The 15,093-nt window shown below is 46.2% G+C and carries 13 protein-coding genes and 1 tRNA gene; 8 read left to right on the top strand and 6 right to left on the bottom strand.

Translation table 11 applies throughout. The features are described 5' to 3' along the window. Nucleotides 1-78: 78 nt before the first annotated feature. Nucleotides 79-471: a RidA family protein gene (locus tag BUB18_RS26960; RefSeq protein ID WP_073087149.1), complete on the top strand. Its 393-nt coding sequence runs from the start codon at nt 79-81 to the stop codon at nt 469-471. Between the two features lie 91 nt (nt 472-562). On the opposite strand, the gene BUB18_RS26955 is transcribed toward BUB18_RS26960, so the two are convergent. Both BUB18_RS26955 and BUB18_RS26950 read right to left on the bottom strand, forming a co-directional pair. Then, nucleotides 563-1,303 (bottom strand): SDR family NAD(P)-dependent oxidoreductase, encoded by a 741-nt coding sequence (locus BUB18_RS26955; protein ID WP_073087147.1) that lies wholly within the window; start codon nt 1,301-1,303, stop codon nt 563-565. A gap of 75 nt (nt 1,304-1,378) precedes the next feature. After that, nucleotides 1,379-1,984, bottom strand: a complete 606-nt coding sequence (locus BUB18_RS26950; RefSeq protein WP_218588115.1) for a Crp/Fnr family transcriptional regulator — start codon at nt 1,982-1,984, stop codon at nt 1,379-1,381. A 56-nt stretch (nt 1,985-2,040) separates the two neighbouring features. Between BUB18_RS26950 and BUB18_RS26945 the strand changes: the two genes are divergently transcribed. Next, nucleotides 2,041-2,619, top strand: a complete 579-nt coding sequence (locus BUB18_RS26945) for a TetR/AcrR family transcriptional regulator (protein WP_073087145.1) — start codon at nt 2,041-2,043, stop codon at nt 2,617-2,619. A 73-nt stretch (nt 2,620-2,692) separates the two neighbouring features. Next, nucleotides 2,693-3,469 (top strand): SDR family oxidoreductase, encoded by a 777-nt coding sequence (locus tag BUB18_RS26940; RefSeq protein WP_073087143.1) that lies wholly within the window; start codon nt 2,693-2,695, stop codon nt 3,467-3,469. Nucleotides 3,470-3,572: 103 nt separating this feature from the next. On the opposite strand, the gene BUB18_RS26935 is transcribed toward BUB18_RS26940, so the two are convergent. The 3 genes from BUB18_RS26935 to BUB18_RS26925 form a co-directional block, all read right to left on the bottom strand. Continuing rightward, nucleotides 3,573-4,238: a hypothetical protein gene (locus tag BUB18_RS26935; protein WP_073087142.1), complete on the bottom strand. Its 666-nt coding sequence runs from the start codon at nt 4,236-4,238 to the stop codon at nt 3,573-3,575. Between the two features lie 6 nt (nt 4,239-4,244). Next, complete coding sequence (locus tag BUB18_RS26930) at nt 4,245-5,591, bottom strand: AAA family ATPase (protein ID WP_073087140.1); 1,347 nt, start codon at nt 5,589-5,591, stop codon at nt 4,245-4,247. Nucleotides 5,592-5,706: 115 nt separating this feature from the next. Continuing rightward, nucleotides 5,707-5,779 (bottom strand) — tRNA-Lys (locus BUB18_RS26925). A gap of 143 nt (nt 5,780-5,922) precedes the next feature. Here BUB18_RS26925 and BUB18_RS26920 point away from each other — a divergent pair. From BUB18_RS26920 to BUB18_RS26895, 5 genes are all read left to right on the top strand, one after another. Then, nucleotides 5,923-6,735: an SDR family oxidoreductase gene (locus tag BUB18_RS26920; protein WP_073087138.1), complete on the top strand. Its 813-nt coding sequence runs from the start codon at nt 5,923-5,925 to the stop codon at nt 6,733-6,735. Between the two features lie 235 nt (nt 6,736-6,970). Beyond that, entirely contained in the window at nt 6,971-7,798 is an 828-nt protein-coding gene (locus tag BUB18_RS26915) for an SAM hydrolase/SAM-dependent halogenase family protein (RefSeq protein WP_073087136.1), read from the top strand. After that, the gene (locus BUB18_RS26910) at nt 7,795-8,091 is read left to right on the top strand and encodes a putative quinol monooxygenase (RefSeq protein ID WP_073087133.1); all 297 of its coding nucleotides are present in this window, start codon (nt 7,795-7,797) and stop codon (nt 8,089-8,091) included. Before BUB18_RS26915 ends, BUB18_RS26910 begins: the two co-directional genes overlap by 4 nt. A 139-nt stretch (nt 8,092-8,230) precedes the next feature. Then, nucleotides 8,231-11,443: a glycosyltransferase family 117 protein gene (locus tag BUB18_RS26905; RefSeq protein ID WP_073087131.1), complete on the top strand. Its 3,213-nt coding sequence runs from the start codon at nt 8,231-8,233 to the stop codon at nt 11,441-11,443. A gap of 198 nt (nt 11,444-11,641) precedes the next feature. Further along, a complete protein-coding gene (locus BUB18_RS26895) occupies nt 11,642-14,065 on the top strand; it encodes a TonB-dependent receptor (protein WP_073087127.1) in 2,424 nt (807 codons plus the stop codon). Nucleotides 14,066-14,174: 109 nt separating this feature from the next. Here BUB18_RS26895 and BUB18_RS26890 read toward each other — a convergent pair whose 3' ends face one another. After that, complete coding sequence (locus tag BUB18_RS26890; RefSeq protein WP_073087221.1) at nt 14,175-15,020, bottom strand: sugar phosphate isomerase/epimerase family protein; 846 nt, start codon at nt 15,018-15,020, stop codon at nt 14,175-14,177. Nucleotides 15,021-15,093: the final 73 nt, after the last annotated feature.

Raw genomic sequence — 15,093 nt, 5'->3', positions numbered from 1 at the left:
CCGATTAGCACCCCTGACATAAGGCTGTCATTACCCCATAGTAGTTTTGCCCTATTCAATATGCAAAACGAATTAATAATGGAAAAAAGAACAATTGACCCCTGGAAATGGGGCGAACAAACGAATTCGGCCCAGGCCGTGGAAGTAAAAAATATTGAAGGAACGCTATATTGTTCCGGACAGGTTGCTATCGATGCCAATGGCGTACCCAGTAATGAAGATATGCGTTCACAACTCATTCAAACCATTCAGAACCTGGAACACCTGATCACCAGTGCGGGTTATGAATGTAAGAACATTGTCAGACTCAATGTATTCACCACCTCCACCCAGGAGTTTTTCACCACCTGTATGGATGTATATATTCCCTTCATCCAGCAATACGGAATTAAACAAGCTACTACCCTGCTTGGTGTGAAGGAGCTTTTCGCCACCCTTACAATTGAGCTGGAAGCTACGGTAGTAAAGTAATTGTAGTTAAACGGCCATTCTTTATTAAACAAGCCTTACCCAATGGGGAAAGATGGTAAGGCTTGTTGTTTGCTGCTTGTGACGTGATGCTTTACCAGGGAATTATGCCTGTGTCAGGATTTGTTTCTTCACTAAAGAATTTACCGGTAGGGCCATCCTGGCCTATCATTGCATATTTAACAATCCTGCTGGCTGCAGTGGCCACTGGTCCCCCGTTGTTAAAAGTGAAGTCTGTATTTGTATAGCCGGGGCAAACCGCATTTATTTTAAAAGCGGTATGACGCATTTCGTAAGCCAGCTGAATGGTATACATATTTAATGCGGCTTTGGAGACTGCGTAAACAGCATACCTGGCATAGCTATACGCAGGCCACTCAGGGTCGCTTTGTAAGGTAAGCGAGCCTACGCTGGTACTTACATTGACGATTCTTGGCTCCGGGGATTTGGAAAGCAGGTTCATAAAGGCATTGGTTACACTTGCTACACCAACAACATTGGTGGCAAATGCAGCAAAAAACTGTGCGGAATTTGCATGGAGCGCATCATAGGGTGCCTGCCCGCCATTGATGCCCGCATTATTGATTAATACATCCAATACCCCGGTCTTTTGACTAATAGCCGCAGCGGCGTTTTTTACGGATTGTTCGTCCGTAACGTCCAGCGGTATGGCTTCCAGATGGGTAAAGCCGGCGGACTTCAACTGATCCGTTGCACGTATGCCTTTATCAATATCACGACTACCCAGGTAGACATAAAACCCTTTTTGTAACAGCTGTTTCGCTGTTTCAAAACCTATTCCTTTGTTAGCTCCTGTGATCAATACTTTTTTCATTTTAATTCGTTTAATAGACGAAGTAAAATTGCATGATGTTCGGCAGGAAGCATTTACCATTTGGTAAAAAACGGGTTAACGGATATTTTTTCTGATTCTGCTGAGCGACTGCTGGGTAACGCCGAGGTACGAGGCAATGTGGGCAAGCTGAACGCGGTTGATAACGGCGGGGTAATTTTTCATAAAGGTCATATACCGGGTAGTGGCATCCTGGGAAATCACCGGCCCTTTCCGCGATTTCTGGTACATACAGCGCTGAACCATTTTATTTTTGATAGTATCCCAGCCTTCAATTTCCCGCGATAAGTCTTCCCAGTTGTGTTTTGAAAACAGCAGGAGCCGGCAATCTGTACAGGCCTGCAAAAATTCAGAGGTGGGTGTATTGGCCTCGAAGTTTACATAATCCGCTACCAGGCTACCTTCGCTAATAAAGCAACGGGTGATCTCATCTCCTTTATCATCATAATAGTAACCACGTATTACCCCTTCTACCACAAATCCGACCTGCTTGGGAATACGCCCTGCTTCTGAAAAGTGCTCGCCTTTACGCAATGTTAACTCCGTGGCTTTACTGGCAATAATATCTATGGCCTGCTTATCAGGGTTTCCAAAGTGCATTATATAGCTGATGAACTCTTCCATACCGGAATAATACTGAATCCGTAAAATCAATGTCTCCACAAAAATATTTCTTTTTAAAACACTTGTTTCAAAATTTTTTATACATTTGTTGGATCATGGCAAGATTAGTTGCATTTAATGAGGAACAGGCGGTGCAGAAAGCAATGGAAGTTTTCTGGAGGAAGGGCTATACAGCTACTTCTATGCGTGATTTGACGGATGCGATGCAAATCAATAGCAGTAGTCTTTATAATACCATTGGCGATAAACAGGAGTTATTTAAACGTTGCCTCCACCGTTATACCAATGAGCGGATGGAAGAAATGGAGGTCCGCTATAAAAGTCCCAAATCGCCGCTCAAAGCGCTGGAATTGTATATAAATGATGCCGTGCATATCATTACCACCGACCCTAACAGCTGCCTTTGTTTGAAAGCTACCTTTGAAATAGAAGGAGATGTACCGGAGATACAGGCAGTAATAAACAGCTATGATCACTACCGGCATCGGCTGCTCACCCACCTGTTGAAGAGCGCGCAGGACCTCGGCGAAATCCCGGATGATGAAAAGCCGGAAGTGATCGCCGATTACCTGGGTAGTATTTTTGTTGGTTGGTATAATTCCTTGGTACTGCATAAGGATAAAAGTAAAATTGTACGTATGGCGGACCTTGTAAAACGCCAGTTAAAGCGATAAATATTTTTTTGTCCAATTTTGAAACGATCGTTTCACATTAAATCCAAATTTTAAATTTAAAGAATCAACAGGTATGAGTTATTCACTTAAAGGTCAGATTGCCCTGGTGACGGGCGGAACAAAAGGAATTGGAAAAGCGATTGCAGACAAATTACATAGTACCGGGGCTACCGTAATTGTAACTGCCAGAACTGCACCGGAAGAAAATCCGAATGGTTATTATTTCGTTGGGGCGGACATCGCAAAACCGGAAAGCGCGGACAACATAGCAAAAGAGGTATTGGAAAAATTTGGGAAGATAGACATCCTCATCAACAACGCCGGCGCAAACCTCAGTATGGGCGGCAGCTTCAGCACCCTCACCGAAGAGCACTGGCACAATGAATTTGAATTGAACTTAATGGCCGCGGTACGGATGAATAAGGCATTTTTACCGGGAATGATTGCGCAAAAAAGCGGGTCCATTGTCAATATTTCCACTATTGCCTCCAGGCAGCCGATTTGGGAGTTAACCATGACCTATTCCGCCGCTAAAGCAGCCTTGAATGCGTACAGCAAAGCATTAGCCGCTGAAGTAGGGTCAAAGGGAATCAGGGTCAACGCTGTTTCCCCTGGCATCATAAAAACACCATTAATGGAGGACTTCCTTACGGGCATTGCCGAATCGGCCAATATCACCGTAGGTGAAGCCTTTAAAAATGTGATGAGTCGCTCCGGGGAAGTACCACTGGGCAGGATGGGTGAGCCGGAAGAAATTGCCAACCTGGTGGCCTTTCTTGTTTCTCCGGAAGCTACGTTTATTGCGGGTGCGAATTATTTAATTGATGGGGGATTGAGTGCGGCTATATAGCAGACTGCATTCCTGGGCAGTAAAATTATGCTTAGGCATAACCGGCCATAGAAGCTGTTGGTCCGGTTATGTCTTACATCCATCAACCTAAAATATTCTTTATTTACAATGCCCTAATCATAGGTAAGGACAACTCAAAAGCTGTAAAAAACTGTGTAAGCTTTCTTCTTGCCGCATCAATTGACAGAATTTCAAATTCGACATCAAATAAATAGGGTGCTAAGTACTCCCTCCCGATGTCAATTATAGGTTGGAAATTCAGGCCGAGGCAAGATATATCTTTATTGATCAGCTCCTGGGTATCAAACGCTAAGATTCGACTTGGAACAAAAATGTGCTCAGGTAATTTATACTCCAGGTAATGTGCGGGATCATAATCAGGGGCATCCGGCTTTTGCAATCCTGAAGGCTTTTTATCACGTTTTAACTTTGTATTGATATCAGCATCAATCAAAAAGAAATTTGCCCACAACCAACCATAATCCTTCTTCAATGTACAATCATAATGATCGAGATGACCCGCAAATTCGAATTTTGCAAACTTACCTTCTGACCATTTGCTAGGTGCACACAAGCCATGATCCTGCATCCTCCTTTCTGAGTATGCACAAAGTCCTTGCTGCACCCATATCAGGTTAGCAATAATATCATAATAATATTTACCTTTTGAGGATGTGTAGCTGTTATGCTGCTGTCCCTTAGCAGTCAGGCCATCCAGCCACTGCTTATATTTTGAGGCGAGTATGATACTCTTATCAATATATTTCATTAAAGCCTATTCGGTTTTCCAGGCCAGCTTGTTTGCCAGGTTTTTATAACGTATGATGATGTCCTTTGCTTCTTTGGTTTTTAATTTTCCTTCGGCCTTTAATTGATCTATTTGGTTCTTCAGCATGGTGATTTCGACAATGGCCTCTGTTCTCAGATCAGCATTGGTATCTTTCATATCAAATACTTTTTTAAGAATCAGGTCGTAGTCGAGGTAACGTGGATCGATGAAGTAGTTATCGACGTGGTTTTCGCCTTCATAATAGGCGTCACGATATACTTGACCAGCCTCATTGAACTTTAGTTCTACAATTTCCCAGGGTTCAAAACTAGCAGCTATAATTGGGGAATGTGTTGAATAAAAAAATTGACACCCTTTAGTAAGTGAGGCATAATAGTTTATTATTAACCGTTGCAAATCAGGGTACAGAGAGCGCTCGGGTTCGTCAATTAGAATGATTGTATGTTGCGGTTTAAGCAAATATAAAGGCAGCGAACTTAGTACAATTTGCTTTGTGCCAGTACTCCATAAATGATGCGGTATTTCATTTTTATTAAAATCCTCAATTTTAATAAAACCGATATCTCCTTTAGTATTGAAATTAAACTCTCTTTTTACTCTTAACTTGAAATTTGCCAACAACGCATCCAAACAATTGTCAGCTACATCCGCGATTGGATTAAACTGGCTTTTTTTCCATTGCTCCAGCTTATTTACAGCCAATCTAATACCGTCCAGATCATTTGGAGCCTGCTCTACTGCTTTTGAAATATCCTGCCTAATTTGCAATTCCTGCTCATGGTACTTTTGAATTGAATCAAGGATTAGATTCCAAACTGCAGACACATTACTTTTGCTGAAGTCTACAATTTTCCCATAACTATAATTTGGATCCTCAATATCATCAATCTCAAAGTTTAAATTTGCAGGTAGGTAGACAATTTTACTTGCAATTTTCTTGGTCCATTCTAAATTATAGTATTCTATGGGATCGTATTCTCTGGTTTGATCTGCGTACTTTGGAGTATGGGATTCATCCCAAGACCATATTCTAAAATCGAGAAGCTTATCAACAACCGTGGTATTAAACTCTGAATTATGTCCGTATGATATACTAACAGAAATTTTGTCAAGATAATCGTCGCTATCCTCCGGAAATGATTTTGTATGATATCTACTCGTAAACAACGGTATCATCTCCAGCAATGTCGTCTTGCCAGTCCCACTCTGCCCAATAAAACACACTTTATCCAAAGGCTTTCCCGCTTTTGGATGGCCAGCCGGATACGTTAAATCAAGATCGAGATCCTTAAACTGATGAAAATCTTTGATAGTAATCCTGGATACTTTCATGGCGTATGTTTCTATCTGTAAAATAACTATTCTGCACTAGAATGTAATTACACAAAATAAATATTTGGGGAAATAAAAAAAGGCTAAGTAGTTTTACTACCTAGCCCTTCTTCAGTGATCCCGCTGGGACTCGAACCCAGGGCCCATACATTAAAAGTGTATTGCTCTACCAACTGAGCTACGGAATCATTCCCGTTTGTTTCGGGAGTGCAAAAGTAGAAAATTATTCATAACTACCAAATTTTTTTTCGCACTATATAAAAAATTGTTTCATGTAATTATTTTCATTCCAGATAATTCTCTCCTATTTTTGTGGCGCTAAATTGTACCCATGAATAATTTCTATCAGCACAAAACAATTGTTATCACCGGTGGTTCTTCTGGTATCGGTAAAGCCCTCGTTGCCGAAATGGTAAAGCAGGGCGCCAACGTAGCCGTATGTGGCCGTAAACAAGCCGCCCTCGAAGCCATGAAAAATGAACTGAACGCCAAAGACGTGTTTACCTTCGTGGCCGACGTGAGCGTGGAAAACGATTGTAAAGCTTTTATCGAAGCCGTCATCGCACGCTTTGGAAAAATCGATGTGCTGATCAACAACGCAGGCATATCCATGCGCGCCCTGTTCAAAGACCTCGATTTGAACGTACTCAAATCACTCATGGATATCAATTTCTGGGGTACCGTGTATTGCACTAAATACGCCTACCCTTCCATACTCGCCAATAAAGGTACCATCGTAGGAGTATCCTCCATCGCCGGCTACCGCGGCCTCCCCGCCCGTACCGGATACTCCGCCTCCAAATTCGCCATGCAGGGCTTCCTCGAAGCACTGCGCACCGAAAATCTTCGTACAGGCGTTAACGTAATGTGGGTATGCCCGGGATTCACCGCCTCCAATATCCGCAACACCGCCCTCAATCCACAAGGCCAGGCCCAAAGCGAAACACCCCTCAACGAAGATAAACTTATGAGCGCCGAAGAAGTGGCCGCACGAATCGGCACCGCCATCGCTAAACGCAAACGTACCCTCGTACTCACCACCCAGGGCAAACTGACCGTACTGCTCAGCAAACTCATTCCCGGTGTACTCGATGGTATCGTGTTCAATCACTTCAGAAAAGAACCAGGGTCCCCCCTGCAATAAAACATACGAAATAAACAATTGTCTGCTTTAGCCGTTAACGTTAGTACGTACAAATACTTATTATTGCGGTTAATTTAACATTGCATTATTATTTTAACTTTCTTTGCACTCAGGTTGCATCTTACACCGGTGGCATTCTTTTTGACAGGAAAGCGACGCAGTAAAGGTTGCCATCATGCAGTGAGGACCGGCGTGTGGTTACGATTTAAAGGGATTGGGATTTAGATATTAGGGCATGTCCATTATTACATTAACATCAGACATTGGTTTGCAGGATTACCTGGTAGGTGCCATCAAAGGGCAGCTCTGGCAATACTGCCCGGAATGTCATGTTACTGACATTACCCACCACATCAGCCCATTCAACCTGCCACAGGCTACCTATATCTGCAAAAGCGCTTTCGCCTACTTCCCGTTAGGCACCTTCCACTTCGTACTCATCAACCTGTTCGACCGACGGCCCGATCACGTGCTCGTCGCAGAACATAACGGACAGTACATCGGCTGCGCCGACAACGGCCTGCTCACCATGATCGCCGGCGGTATGCCCGAAAAAGTAATCAAAATACCACTGGCCAAAGATGAACCAAGAAACACCTTCGCCATCATCAAACTACTCGCCGCCGCCGCCCGCGAATTAAGCAGAGGCGCCGCACTCGGCGAACTGGCTCCCCTCACCCAGCAAATAGTAGTCAAACATAACCTGCAACCTCTCGTGGGCGACGACTTCATCGAAGGCCAGATCATTCATATCGACGCCTTCGAAAACGTAGTAGTCAACATCACCCGCGAACAATTTGCCGCACAACGCAAAAACAGACGCTTTCGAATCTTCTTCCGACGCGATGAAGTCATCAGCCAGATCAGCGAAACCTACGCCGATGTACCGGAAGGTACCAAACTGGCCCTCTTCAACGCGGCAGGTTATCTCGAAATCGCCATCAACAAAGGCAACGCAGCCGGCCTATTCGGCCTGCAGGGCTTCCGCCGCGAGCAGCTCACACAGCCCGCCGGATTCCAACAACTATCATACTACCAAACTGTAAGAATCATCTTTCAATGATCAACCGTTTAGTTAAAATGGAGTTCCTGCCCGATCAGGTACACTCCTTCCGGGAACTATTCGCCCGCCAGCAACAACAAATCCGTAACTTCCCCGGATGCCTCCACCTGGAACTCTGGGAACACCCGGCCTCCGGTAACACCTTCTTCACTTTCAGCAAATGGGAATCAGAAGAAGCACTGGAAATCTACCGGAAATCAGACCTCTTCCGCCAAACATGGGCACAAACCAAGGTACTGTTCGCCGCAAAACCAGCAGCATGGAGCGTTATACCCGCCGCCATATTAGAATAATAACAGGCAGCTTTCTAATCTACCACGCTGTATACCAATTAGTCACAAATAAAAATATATTTACAAAAAGTTAAAACTATCCGGCAGATTAGCATAATTTGCTACTTTTTCTATTTTTGTCGGACCTTAAAACAACCTTATGAATTTTAAAAGGACCAACAACATTGTAGGCTGGATCGTTTGTATCATTGCCTGCTTTGTTTACATTAAGACTATGGAGGCAACCGGCAGCTTGTGGGACTGCGGCGAGTTTATCTCAAGTGCGTACAAGGTACAAGTCCCCCACCCGCCAGGAGCGCCACTGTTTGTGCTGCTCGGAAGACTGTTCAGCTTTTTCCTGAAACCATCACAGGCCGCCCTCGGTGTAAACACCATGTCAGCCCTCGCTTCTGGTTTCACCATCCTGTTCCTCTTCTGGACCATCACTCACTTCGCCCGTCGTCTGATGGTTAAAGCCGGTGAAGAGATCTCCCGTGAAAAAATGATCGCTATTATGGGCGCAGGCGCCGTAGGTGCCCTGGCCTATACCTTTTCTGATTCATTCTGGTTCTCCGCTGTCGAAGGTGAGGTATACGCTATGTCCTCCTTCTTCACCGCCATCGTATTCTGGGCCATCCTCAAATGGGAACACGAAGCCGACGAACCTTATGCCGACCGCTGGATCGTCCTCATCGCCTACCTGCTCGGCCTCTCTATCGGTGTCCACCTGCTCAACCTCCTCACCATCCCAGCCATGGTAATGGTGTACTACTTCAGGAAATATAAGGTTACTGCCTGGGGTACCTTCTGGGCATTCCTCCTCGGTTGCGCAATCACCGGTATCGTGCAGAAATTCATTATCCAGGATACCATAAGAGCCTCCGGCTATATGGACGTATTCTTCGTCAATAAACTCGGCTTAGGCTTCTTCACAGGTTTTACCTTCTACTTCCTGGCCATCACCGCCATCCTTATCATCGGCTACAGAAAACCTAAATTCGGTATCTACGCCCCGCTGATCGTGATCGCCAGCCTGATCGTAATCCCTGCTTTCAACGATGTTTCAGGTACCACCATCGCCGCCAAATTCTTCCTGGCTGCAGTATTCCTGGCCATCCCTTACATCCTCAAATCATTTGGTGTAAAACTCAATACAGGGAAAGTTGTCCATTTCAGCAAACTCTCTATCGCTGTTATCCTGTTCATGCTCCTCGGCTACTCTACCTACGTAACTACCATGGTGCGCTCTACCGCCAACCCTTCCGTAGATATGTACAACGTAGATAACCCAATCTCCCTGGTAGGTTACCTCGGTCGTGAACAATATGGCGACTTCCCCCTGATCTATGGTCAGGTGTTTACCGCACGCCCTACTGAATACAAAGAAGGTGGCAACATCTACGCCCGCGGCGAAAAAAAATACGAAGTTTCCGGTAAAAAAATGGACCCGGTATATGCGCCTGAAGATATGATGCTGTTCCCTCGCGTTTGGGACGCCAGCAACGATCAGGGCCATGCCGACTACTACCGCTCCTGGTTAGGCCTCCAGCAAGGTGAAAGACCTTCCTTCGGCGATAACGTGAAATTCTTCCTGCAATACCAGGTAAACTTCATGTACTTCCGCTACTTCCTCTGGAACTTCGCCGGTAAACAAAACGATACCCAGGGCTATGGCAACGTACGCGATGGTAACTGGATCTCCGGTATTCCGTTCATAGATAATTTCCTCTATGGCGACCAATCCGCTATGCCCGACAGTCTTACCCAGAACAAAGCACATAACCGCCTGTTCCTGCTGCCACTGATCCTCGGTATCATCGGTTTCTTCTTCCAATACAAATACCATCGTAAAGATACCCTGATCGTATCCCTCCTGTTCTTCTTTACAGGCTTTGCGATCGTATTATACCTCAACCAGCCTGGTAACCAGCCACGTGAACGTGACTACGCCTATGTAGGCTCCTTCTACGCTTTCGCTGTCTGGATCGGTTTAGGTGTACTCCAGGTATACTACTGGCTCAAAAAATCACTCAAAGGTACCACCGGCCCTGCCGTTGCTACCGTGATCTGCTTACTGGCAGTACCCGTGCTCATGGGCTTCCAGGAATGGGACGACCACGACCGCTCTACCAAAACCATCGCCAGAGACGTAGCCAAAGATTACCTCGAGTCCTGCGCTCCTAACGCCATCCTCTTCACCGTAGGAGATAACGATACCTACCCACTCTGGTACGCCCAGGAAGTAGAAGGAATTCGTACAGACGTTCGCGTGATCAACCTCTCCCTCCTGGGTGTAGACTGGTACATCGATCAGCAACGCGTAAAAGTGAATAACAGCCCGGGCGTTCCAATGAGCTGGACACCTGATAAATACCGCGGCGAAACCCGCAACTTTATCCGCTTCTTCGATCCGGGTAATATTCCTCAGGATAAATACTTTAACCTGAAAGAAATCATTGCCTTCATGGGCAACGATGACGCTAACGCTAAAGTAAATACACAGGACGGTGGCTCCGAGAACTTCCTCCCTACCCGCCAGCTGTTTATCCCTGTCGATAAAGAACAGGTGATTAAAGATGGCGTTGTGTCCGCTGCCGACAGCGCCCGTATCCTGCCACAGGTTCCTTTCAAAATCAGCAAAAACTACCTGGTTAAAAACGACCTCGCCGTATACGATATCATCGCTACCAACAACTGGAAACGTCCTATCTACTTCACCAGCCCTACGGATCTCGGTCTCAACGACTACCTCCGTCCTGATGGTCTGACCTACCGCCTCGTGCCACTGGCGAAAGAGCCAAACAACGATCCGATTGGTATGGACATCAACATCAACAGGGATGTGATGTATAATAACATGATGACTAAATTCTCCTTCGGTGGTGCGCAAACACCTGGTACTTACTTCGATGAGCCTAACAGGAAAATGCTGCTGTATCTCCGCCAGGCATTCGCTAAACTGGGTGTAGCCATGGCTGCCGACGGCAAAAAAGCCGAAGGCCTCAAAGCCCTGAACTACATGGACTCCAACATCCTGGACGAAAACTACCCTTACGCAATGACCTCCCCTGGTAACATGCATAACTATACCTCCCTGCAGGTAGCCTACGCTTACTACCAGGCCGGCGATACCAAAAAAGGAGACGCCATCGCCGATAAGATCATCAAAGACTGTAACCAGCAGCTGCGCTACTACAACCAACTGCCGGACAACAGAATGACAGAAGACCTGAAACGCGACGGTCAGGCCGCCCAGCAAATGATCGCCTGGATGGAACGTATGAAAGTAGACTTCGGTCACCCGCAAACTCCCGGCGCAAACCAGGAACAAGGGGTAGAAGTACACACCGTTCCTGATTCGACCAAGAAATAATATATTCAGAAATACCTGATATATAAAAGCCCGGTAACCAAAGTTACCGGGCTTTTTATTTGCAGTTTTTCCGCATCGCGTAACTCATTTTCCCGATTGGAGTACTCAGGGAGATGCCATTGCCCCAACTTTGCGGCCTCAAAGGCACTGTAATACCAACGCACTGCCATATTTAAGGAAGCAACATATACGCTAAATATGCTAAGAAAATTAACAGGCATTCTCACACTACTGATCGCTTTTTGCGCAGTGGCCTCCGCTCAGACTCATACAGGTAGTATCAAAGGCACCATCGTTACCAACGACGGCCAGCCCGGCCCATTCGTAAGTGTTCAAATAAAGCCCACCGACCGCGGTACGGTATCCAACGAAAAAGGGGAATTCTCCCTCCGCAAACTGGAACCGGGCACTTATACCCTTTACATCTCCATGATGGGCTATGAAACTACCGAACAGGCGGTACAGGTAGATGCCAACAAAACCACTACCGTTTCCATCCGCCTGAATGTAACGGATAAACAACTGGATGAAGTAACCGTAGTGGGTACACAGAAAAAAGATCCAAAAAACTCCCAATACATCGCGAAACTGCCAATCAAAAACCTGGAAAACCCGCAGGCATACGCTGTTGTAGGCACCGCCCTGATGAAAGAACAGGTAATTACCAACTTTGATGATGCCATCAAAAATGTTCCGGGTATCTCCAAAGTATGGTCCTCTACCGGCCGCCCGGCCGATGGCGCCGGCTATTTCGCACTGCGCGGATTCACCGTGCAGCCTACCATGATCAATGGTATCGCCGGTGTTACCAACGGTGTAAATGATCCCGCCTACATCGAAAACCTGGAAGTGATCAAAGGCCCATCCGGTACGCTCTATGGCTCCAGCCTCATCTCCTTTGGTGGTCTGATCAATCTCGTGACCAAAAAACCATACGACAACTTCGGCGGTGAAATCTCCTATACTGCCGGTGGCTATGGCCTTAACCGCGTTTCCGGTGACATCAACGTTCCTTTAAACGGAGATAAATCTGCAGTACTCCGCACCATCGCGGCTTACACCACTGAAAGTACCTGGCAGGACGCTGGCCTTCGCAAAAGCATGTTCTTCGCTCCCAGCCTGAAATACAGAGTAAACGACAAGCTCACGATGAACTTCAGTACTATCTTCAATACCATGGAGTCCACCAACGTGCCAATGATATTCCTGAGCCGCTCCCATAAACTGCAATACAACACCCCGGAACAAATGGTGAAAGCTGGTTTCAATTTCAATAAATCCTACACCATGAACGATATTACTTATAAAACGCCTACTATCAGCCTCCAGGCAACGGCAGATTATAAGATATCAGATAAATGGACTTCCCAGACGGTAGTTGGTCGCAACAGCGCTACCTCCAAAGGCTATTACTCTTATGTAATGTTCCTCGGTGCCAAAGATGATACCCTGAACAGATACGTATACCAGCAGAACTCCACCACCATCTCCACCAACATCCAGCAAAACTTTACCGGTGATTTCAAAATCGGTAACATGCGTAACAGACTGGTGTTTGGACTGGACTTCCTGCACCTCCAGCAAACAGATGACAACTCTCCTTATGTGATGTTTGACAGGCTGGATGCATTCAAAAATGATCCTAATTACAATAAACTGAACAGACAGGCTGCGGATGCAAAAATTGCAGCTTCTGAGAACAAAGGCGCCACCAGAGGGCAACGTAACAACTATACCTACAGCGCCTATATCTCCGATGTACTGAATGTAACAGACAGGTTACTCGCAATGGCCAGCTTGCGTGTGGACTACTACGACCTGAAAGGTTATAAAGACTATATCAACCAAACCACCGGCACCGGCTACAACCAGGTAGCGCTGTCCCCTAAGTTTGGGCTGATCTACCAGGTAGTGAAAGACAGAGTAAGCCTGTTTGCCAACTACATGAACGGTTTCAAAAACGTAGCACCGCAAACATTCCCACTGCCTGAACTCCAATACACCATAAAGCCGCAACAGGCCAACCAGTGGGAAGGTGGTGTGAAAACAGAACTGGCTAACGGTAAACTGAACCTCACTGCCAGCTACTATGATATTAAAGTAAATAACATCCTGCTGCCAGCCACCTATGTGGCGCCTGATGGCCAGAGTTATAACTACAACTCCCAGGGTGGTGTGCAAACCAGCCGCGGTTTTGAACTGGAAGTTGGCGCTAACCCACTGCCAGGCTTAAACATCATCGCAGGTTACGCACACAATATCAGCAACCTGCCTGAAGCACCTGCCAATACGAAAGGGCTGCGCCCTGTAGGTTCCGGTCCGGTTGACCAGGCTAACCTTTGGGTAAGCTATACCGTGAAAAGCGGTGTTCTCCACGGCCTCGGCGCTGGCTTCGGCGGTAACTATGCCGGTGAAAACATCATCACCAACACCGTAACTACCGGACAGTTCATACTGCCATCTTACACTATCCTGAACGCATCTGTGTTCTATGATGTGAAGAAATACAGAATCGGCCTGAAACTGGACAATCTGACCAACAAGGAATACTATACCGGTTGGACTACCATTGAACAGCAAATGCCACGCAGATTCTCTGCCAACGTGACCTACAGATTTTAATCTGCATCTATATCAAGTTAAAGCCCGGCACCGCTGGTGCCGGGCTTTAACGAAGAAGAGAGGGCCGCAGGCCCTCTCTTCTTCGTTAATAAACAATCTATAATTATAATTACAAATTACTCACCATAGTCCTCCAATACTTCACACTCTCCTTCACTTCCGGCACACTGTTATCCCAGTGATACTCATATTCTACCGAAAACAGTCCTTTGAACTTCTGATTTTTCAGCTCTTCCAGTACCGCAGGAATTTCTGAAACACCATTTCCCCAAACCACATCATGCGCCTGCGCTGATTTTTCGTTCAGGTCTTTGAAATGCAGACTCACCACACGGCCATTCAGCTTCTTCAGGCACTCTACCGGATCAAGACCGCTACGCACCCAGTGACCGATGTCCGCACAGGCGCCCATGAGCTTACTTCTGCCTTTGATAGCCGCCAGCACGCTGTCAGGATGCCAGTAATGACTAGGCTTAGGATGATCGTGTATCGCTACTTTAATATTATATTGATCACAGAGAGAAGAGATCAGATCCAGGAACTCGGCCTGCGGTTCTGTGGTAATGCTCTGAATCCCCATGCGATTGGCAAAATCAAACAGCATTCTCCATTCAGCGGCAGATTTAGGTACTACCACACCAAATGCCAGGAGCACTTTGTGCTTCTTTTTAATCAGTTGTTTCAATTGTTCCTGCTTATCGGGCGACATATGATAATCAAATGTACCTTCCAGGCCGCCGCCGAGCTGTTGCCCCGGGAACGCCTCTACGTACTGAATGCCGCAGCTGTCCATTTTGTCCAGCGCCTCTGCAAAAGTAAACTTATGGAAGGTGTACGCCTGTGCCCCCAGTTTCCAGCCCAATGCATCAGCCCTGGCCTGGGACTTCGCGCTTTGTGCAAATAGAGCGGCTGTAAGGCCACCGGCCAGCATTAATGCATGTCTCAGTTTTTTCATATAGATATTTTTTTGATAATTGAAAGTAATAGCTTTCATGATAAAATGCAAATCTCTGCCCCTATTATTCCAT

The sequence above is a fragment of the Chitinophaga jiangningensis genome, assembly GCF_900142605.1.
Classification (GTDB): Bacteria; Bacteroidota; Bacteroidia; order Chitinophagales; family Chitinophagaceae; genus Chitinophaga; species Chitinophaga jiangningensis.
The sequence above is the reverse complement of the archived record's forward strand: the minus strand, read 5'-3'. Positions and strand labels throughout refer to the sequence as shown.

Bases quoted from the DNA above. Each gene is read 5' to 3' on its own strand.
- BUB18_RS26930 (WP_073087140.1), bottom strand. From the start codon at position 5,591: ATGAAAGTATCCAGGATTACTATCAAAGATTTTCATCAGTTTAAGGAT.
- BUB18_RS26945 (WP_073087145.1), top strand. From the start codon at position 2,041: ATGGCAAGATTAGTTGCATTTAATGAGGAACAGGCGGTGCAGAAAGCA.
- BUB18_RS26960 (WP_073087149.1), top strand. From the start codon at position 79: ATGGAAAAAAGAACAATTGACCCCTGGAAATGGGGCGAACAAACGAAT.
- BUB18_RS26910 (WP_073087133.1), top strand. From the start codon at position 7,795: ATGATCAACCGTTTAGTTAAAATGGAGTTCCTGCCCGATCAGGTACAC.
- BUB18_RS26935 (WP_073087142.1), bottom strand. From the start codon at position 4,238: ATGAAATATATTGATAAGAGTATCATACTCGCCTCAAAATATAAGCAG.
- BUB18_RS26955 (WP_073087147.1), bottom strand. From the start codon at position 1,303: ATGAAAAAAGTATTGATCACAGGAGCTAACAAAGGAATAGGTTTTGAA.
- BUB18_RS26940 (WP_073087143.1), top strand. From the start codon at position 2,693: ATGAGTTATTCACTTAAAGGTCAGATTGCCCTGGTGACGGGCGGAACA.
- BUB18_RS26920 (WP_073087138.1), top strand. From the start codon at position 5,923: ATGAATAATTTCTATCAGCACAAAACAATTGTTATCACCGGTGGTTCT.
- BUB18_RS26895 (WP_073087127.1), top strand. From the start codon at position 11,642: ATGCTAAGAAAATTAACAGGCATTCTCACACTACTGATCGCTTTTTGC.
- BUB18_RS26890 (WP_073087221.1), bottom strand. From the start codon at position 15,020: ATGAAAAAACTGAGACATGCATTAATGCTGGCCGGTGGCCTTACAGCC.
- BUB18_RS26905 (WP_073087131.1), top strand. From the start codon at position 8,231: ATGAATTTTAAAAGGACCAACAACATTGTAGGCTGGATCGTTTGTATC.
- BUB18_RS26915 (WP_073087136.1), top strand. From the start codon at position 6,971: ATGTCCATTATTACATTAACATCAGACATTGGTTTGCAGGATTACCTG.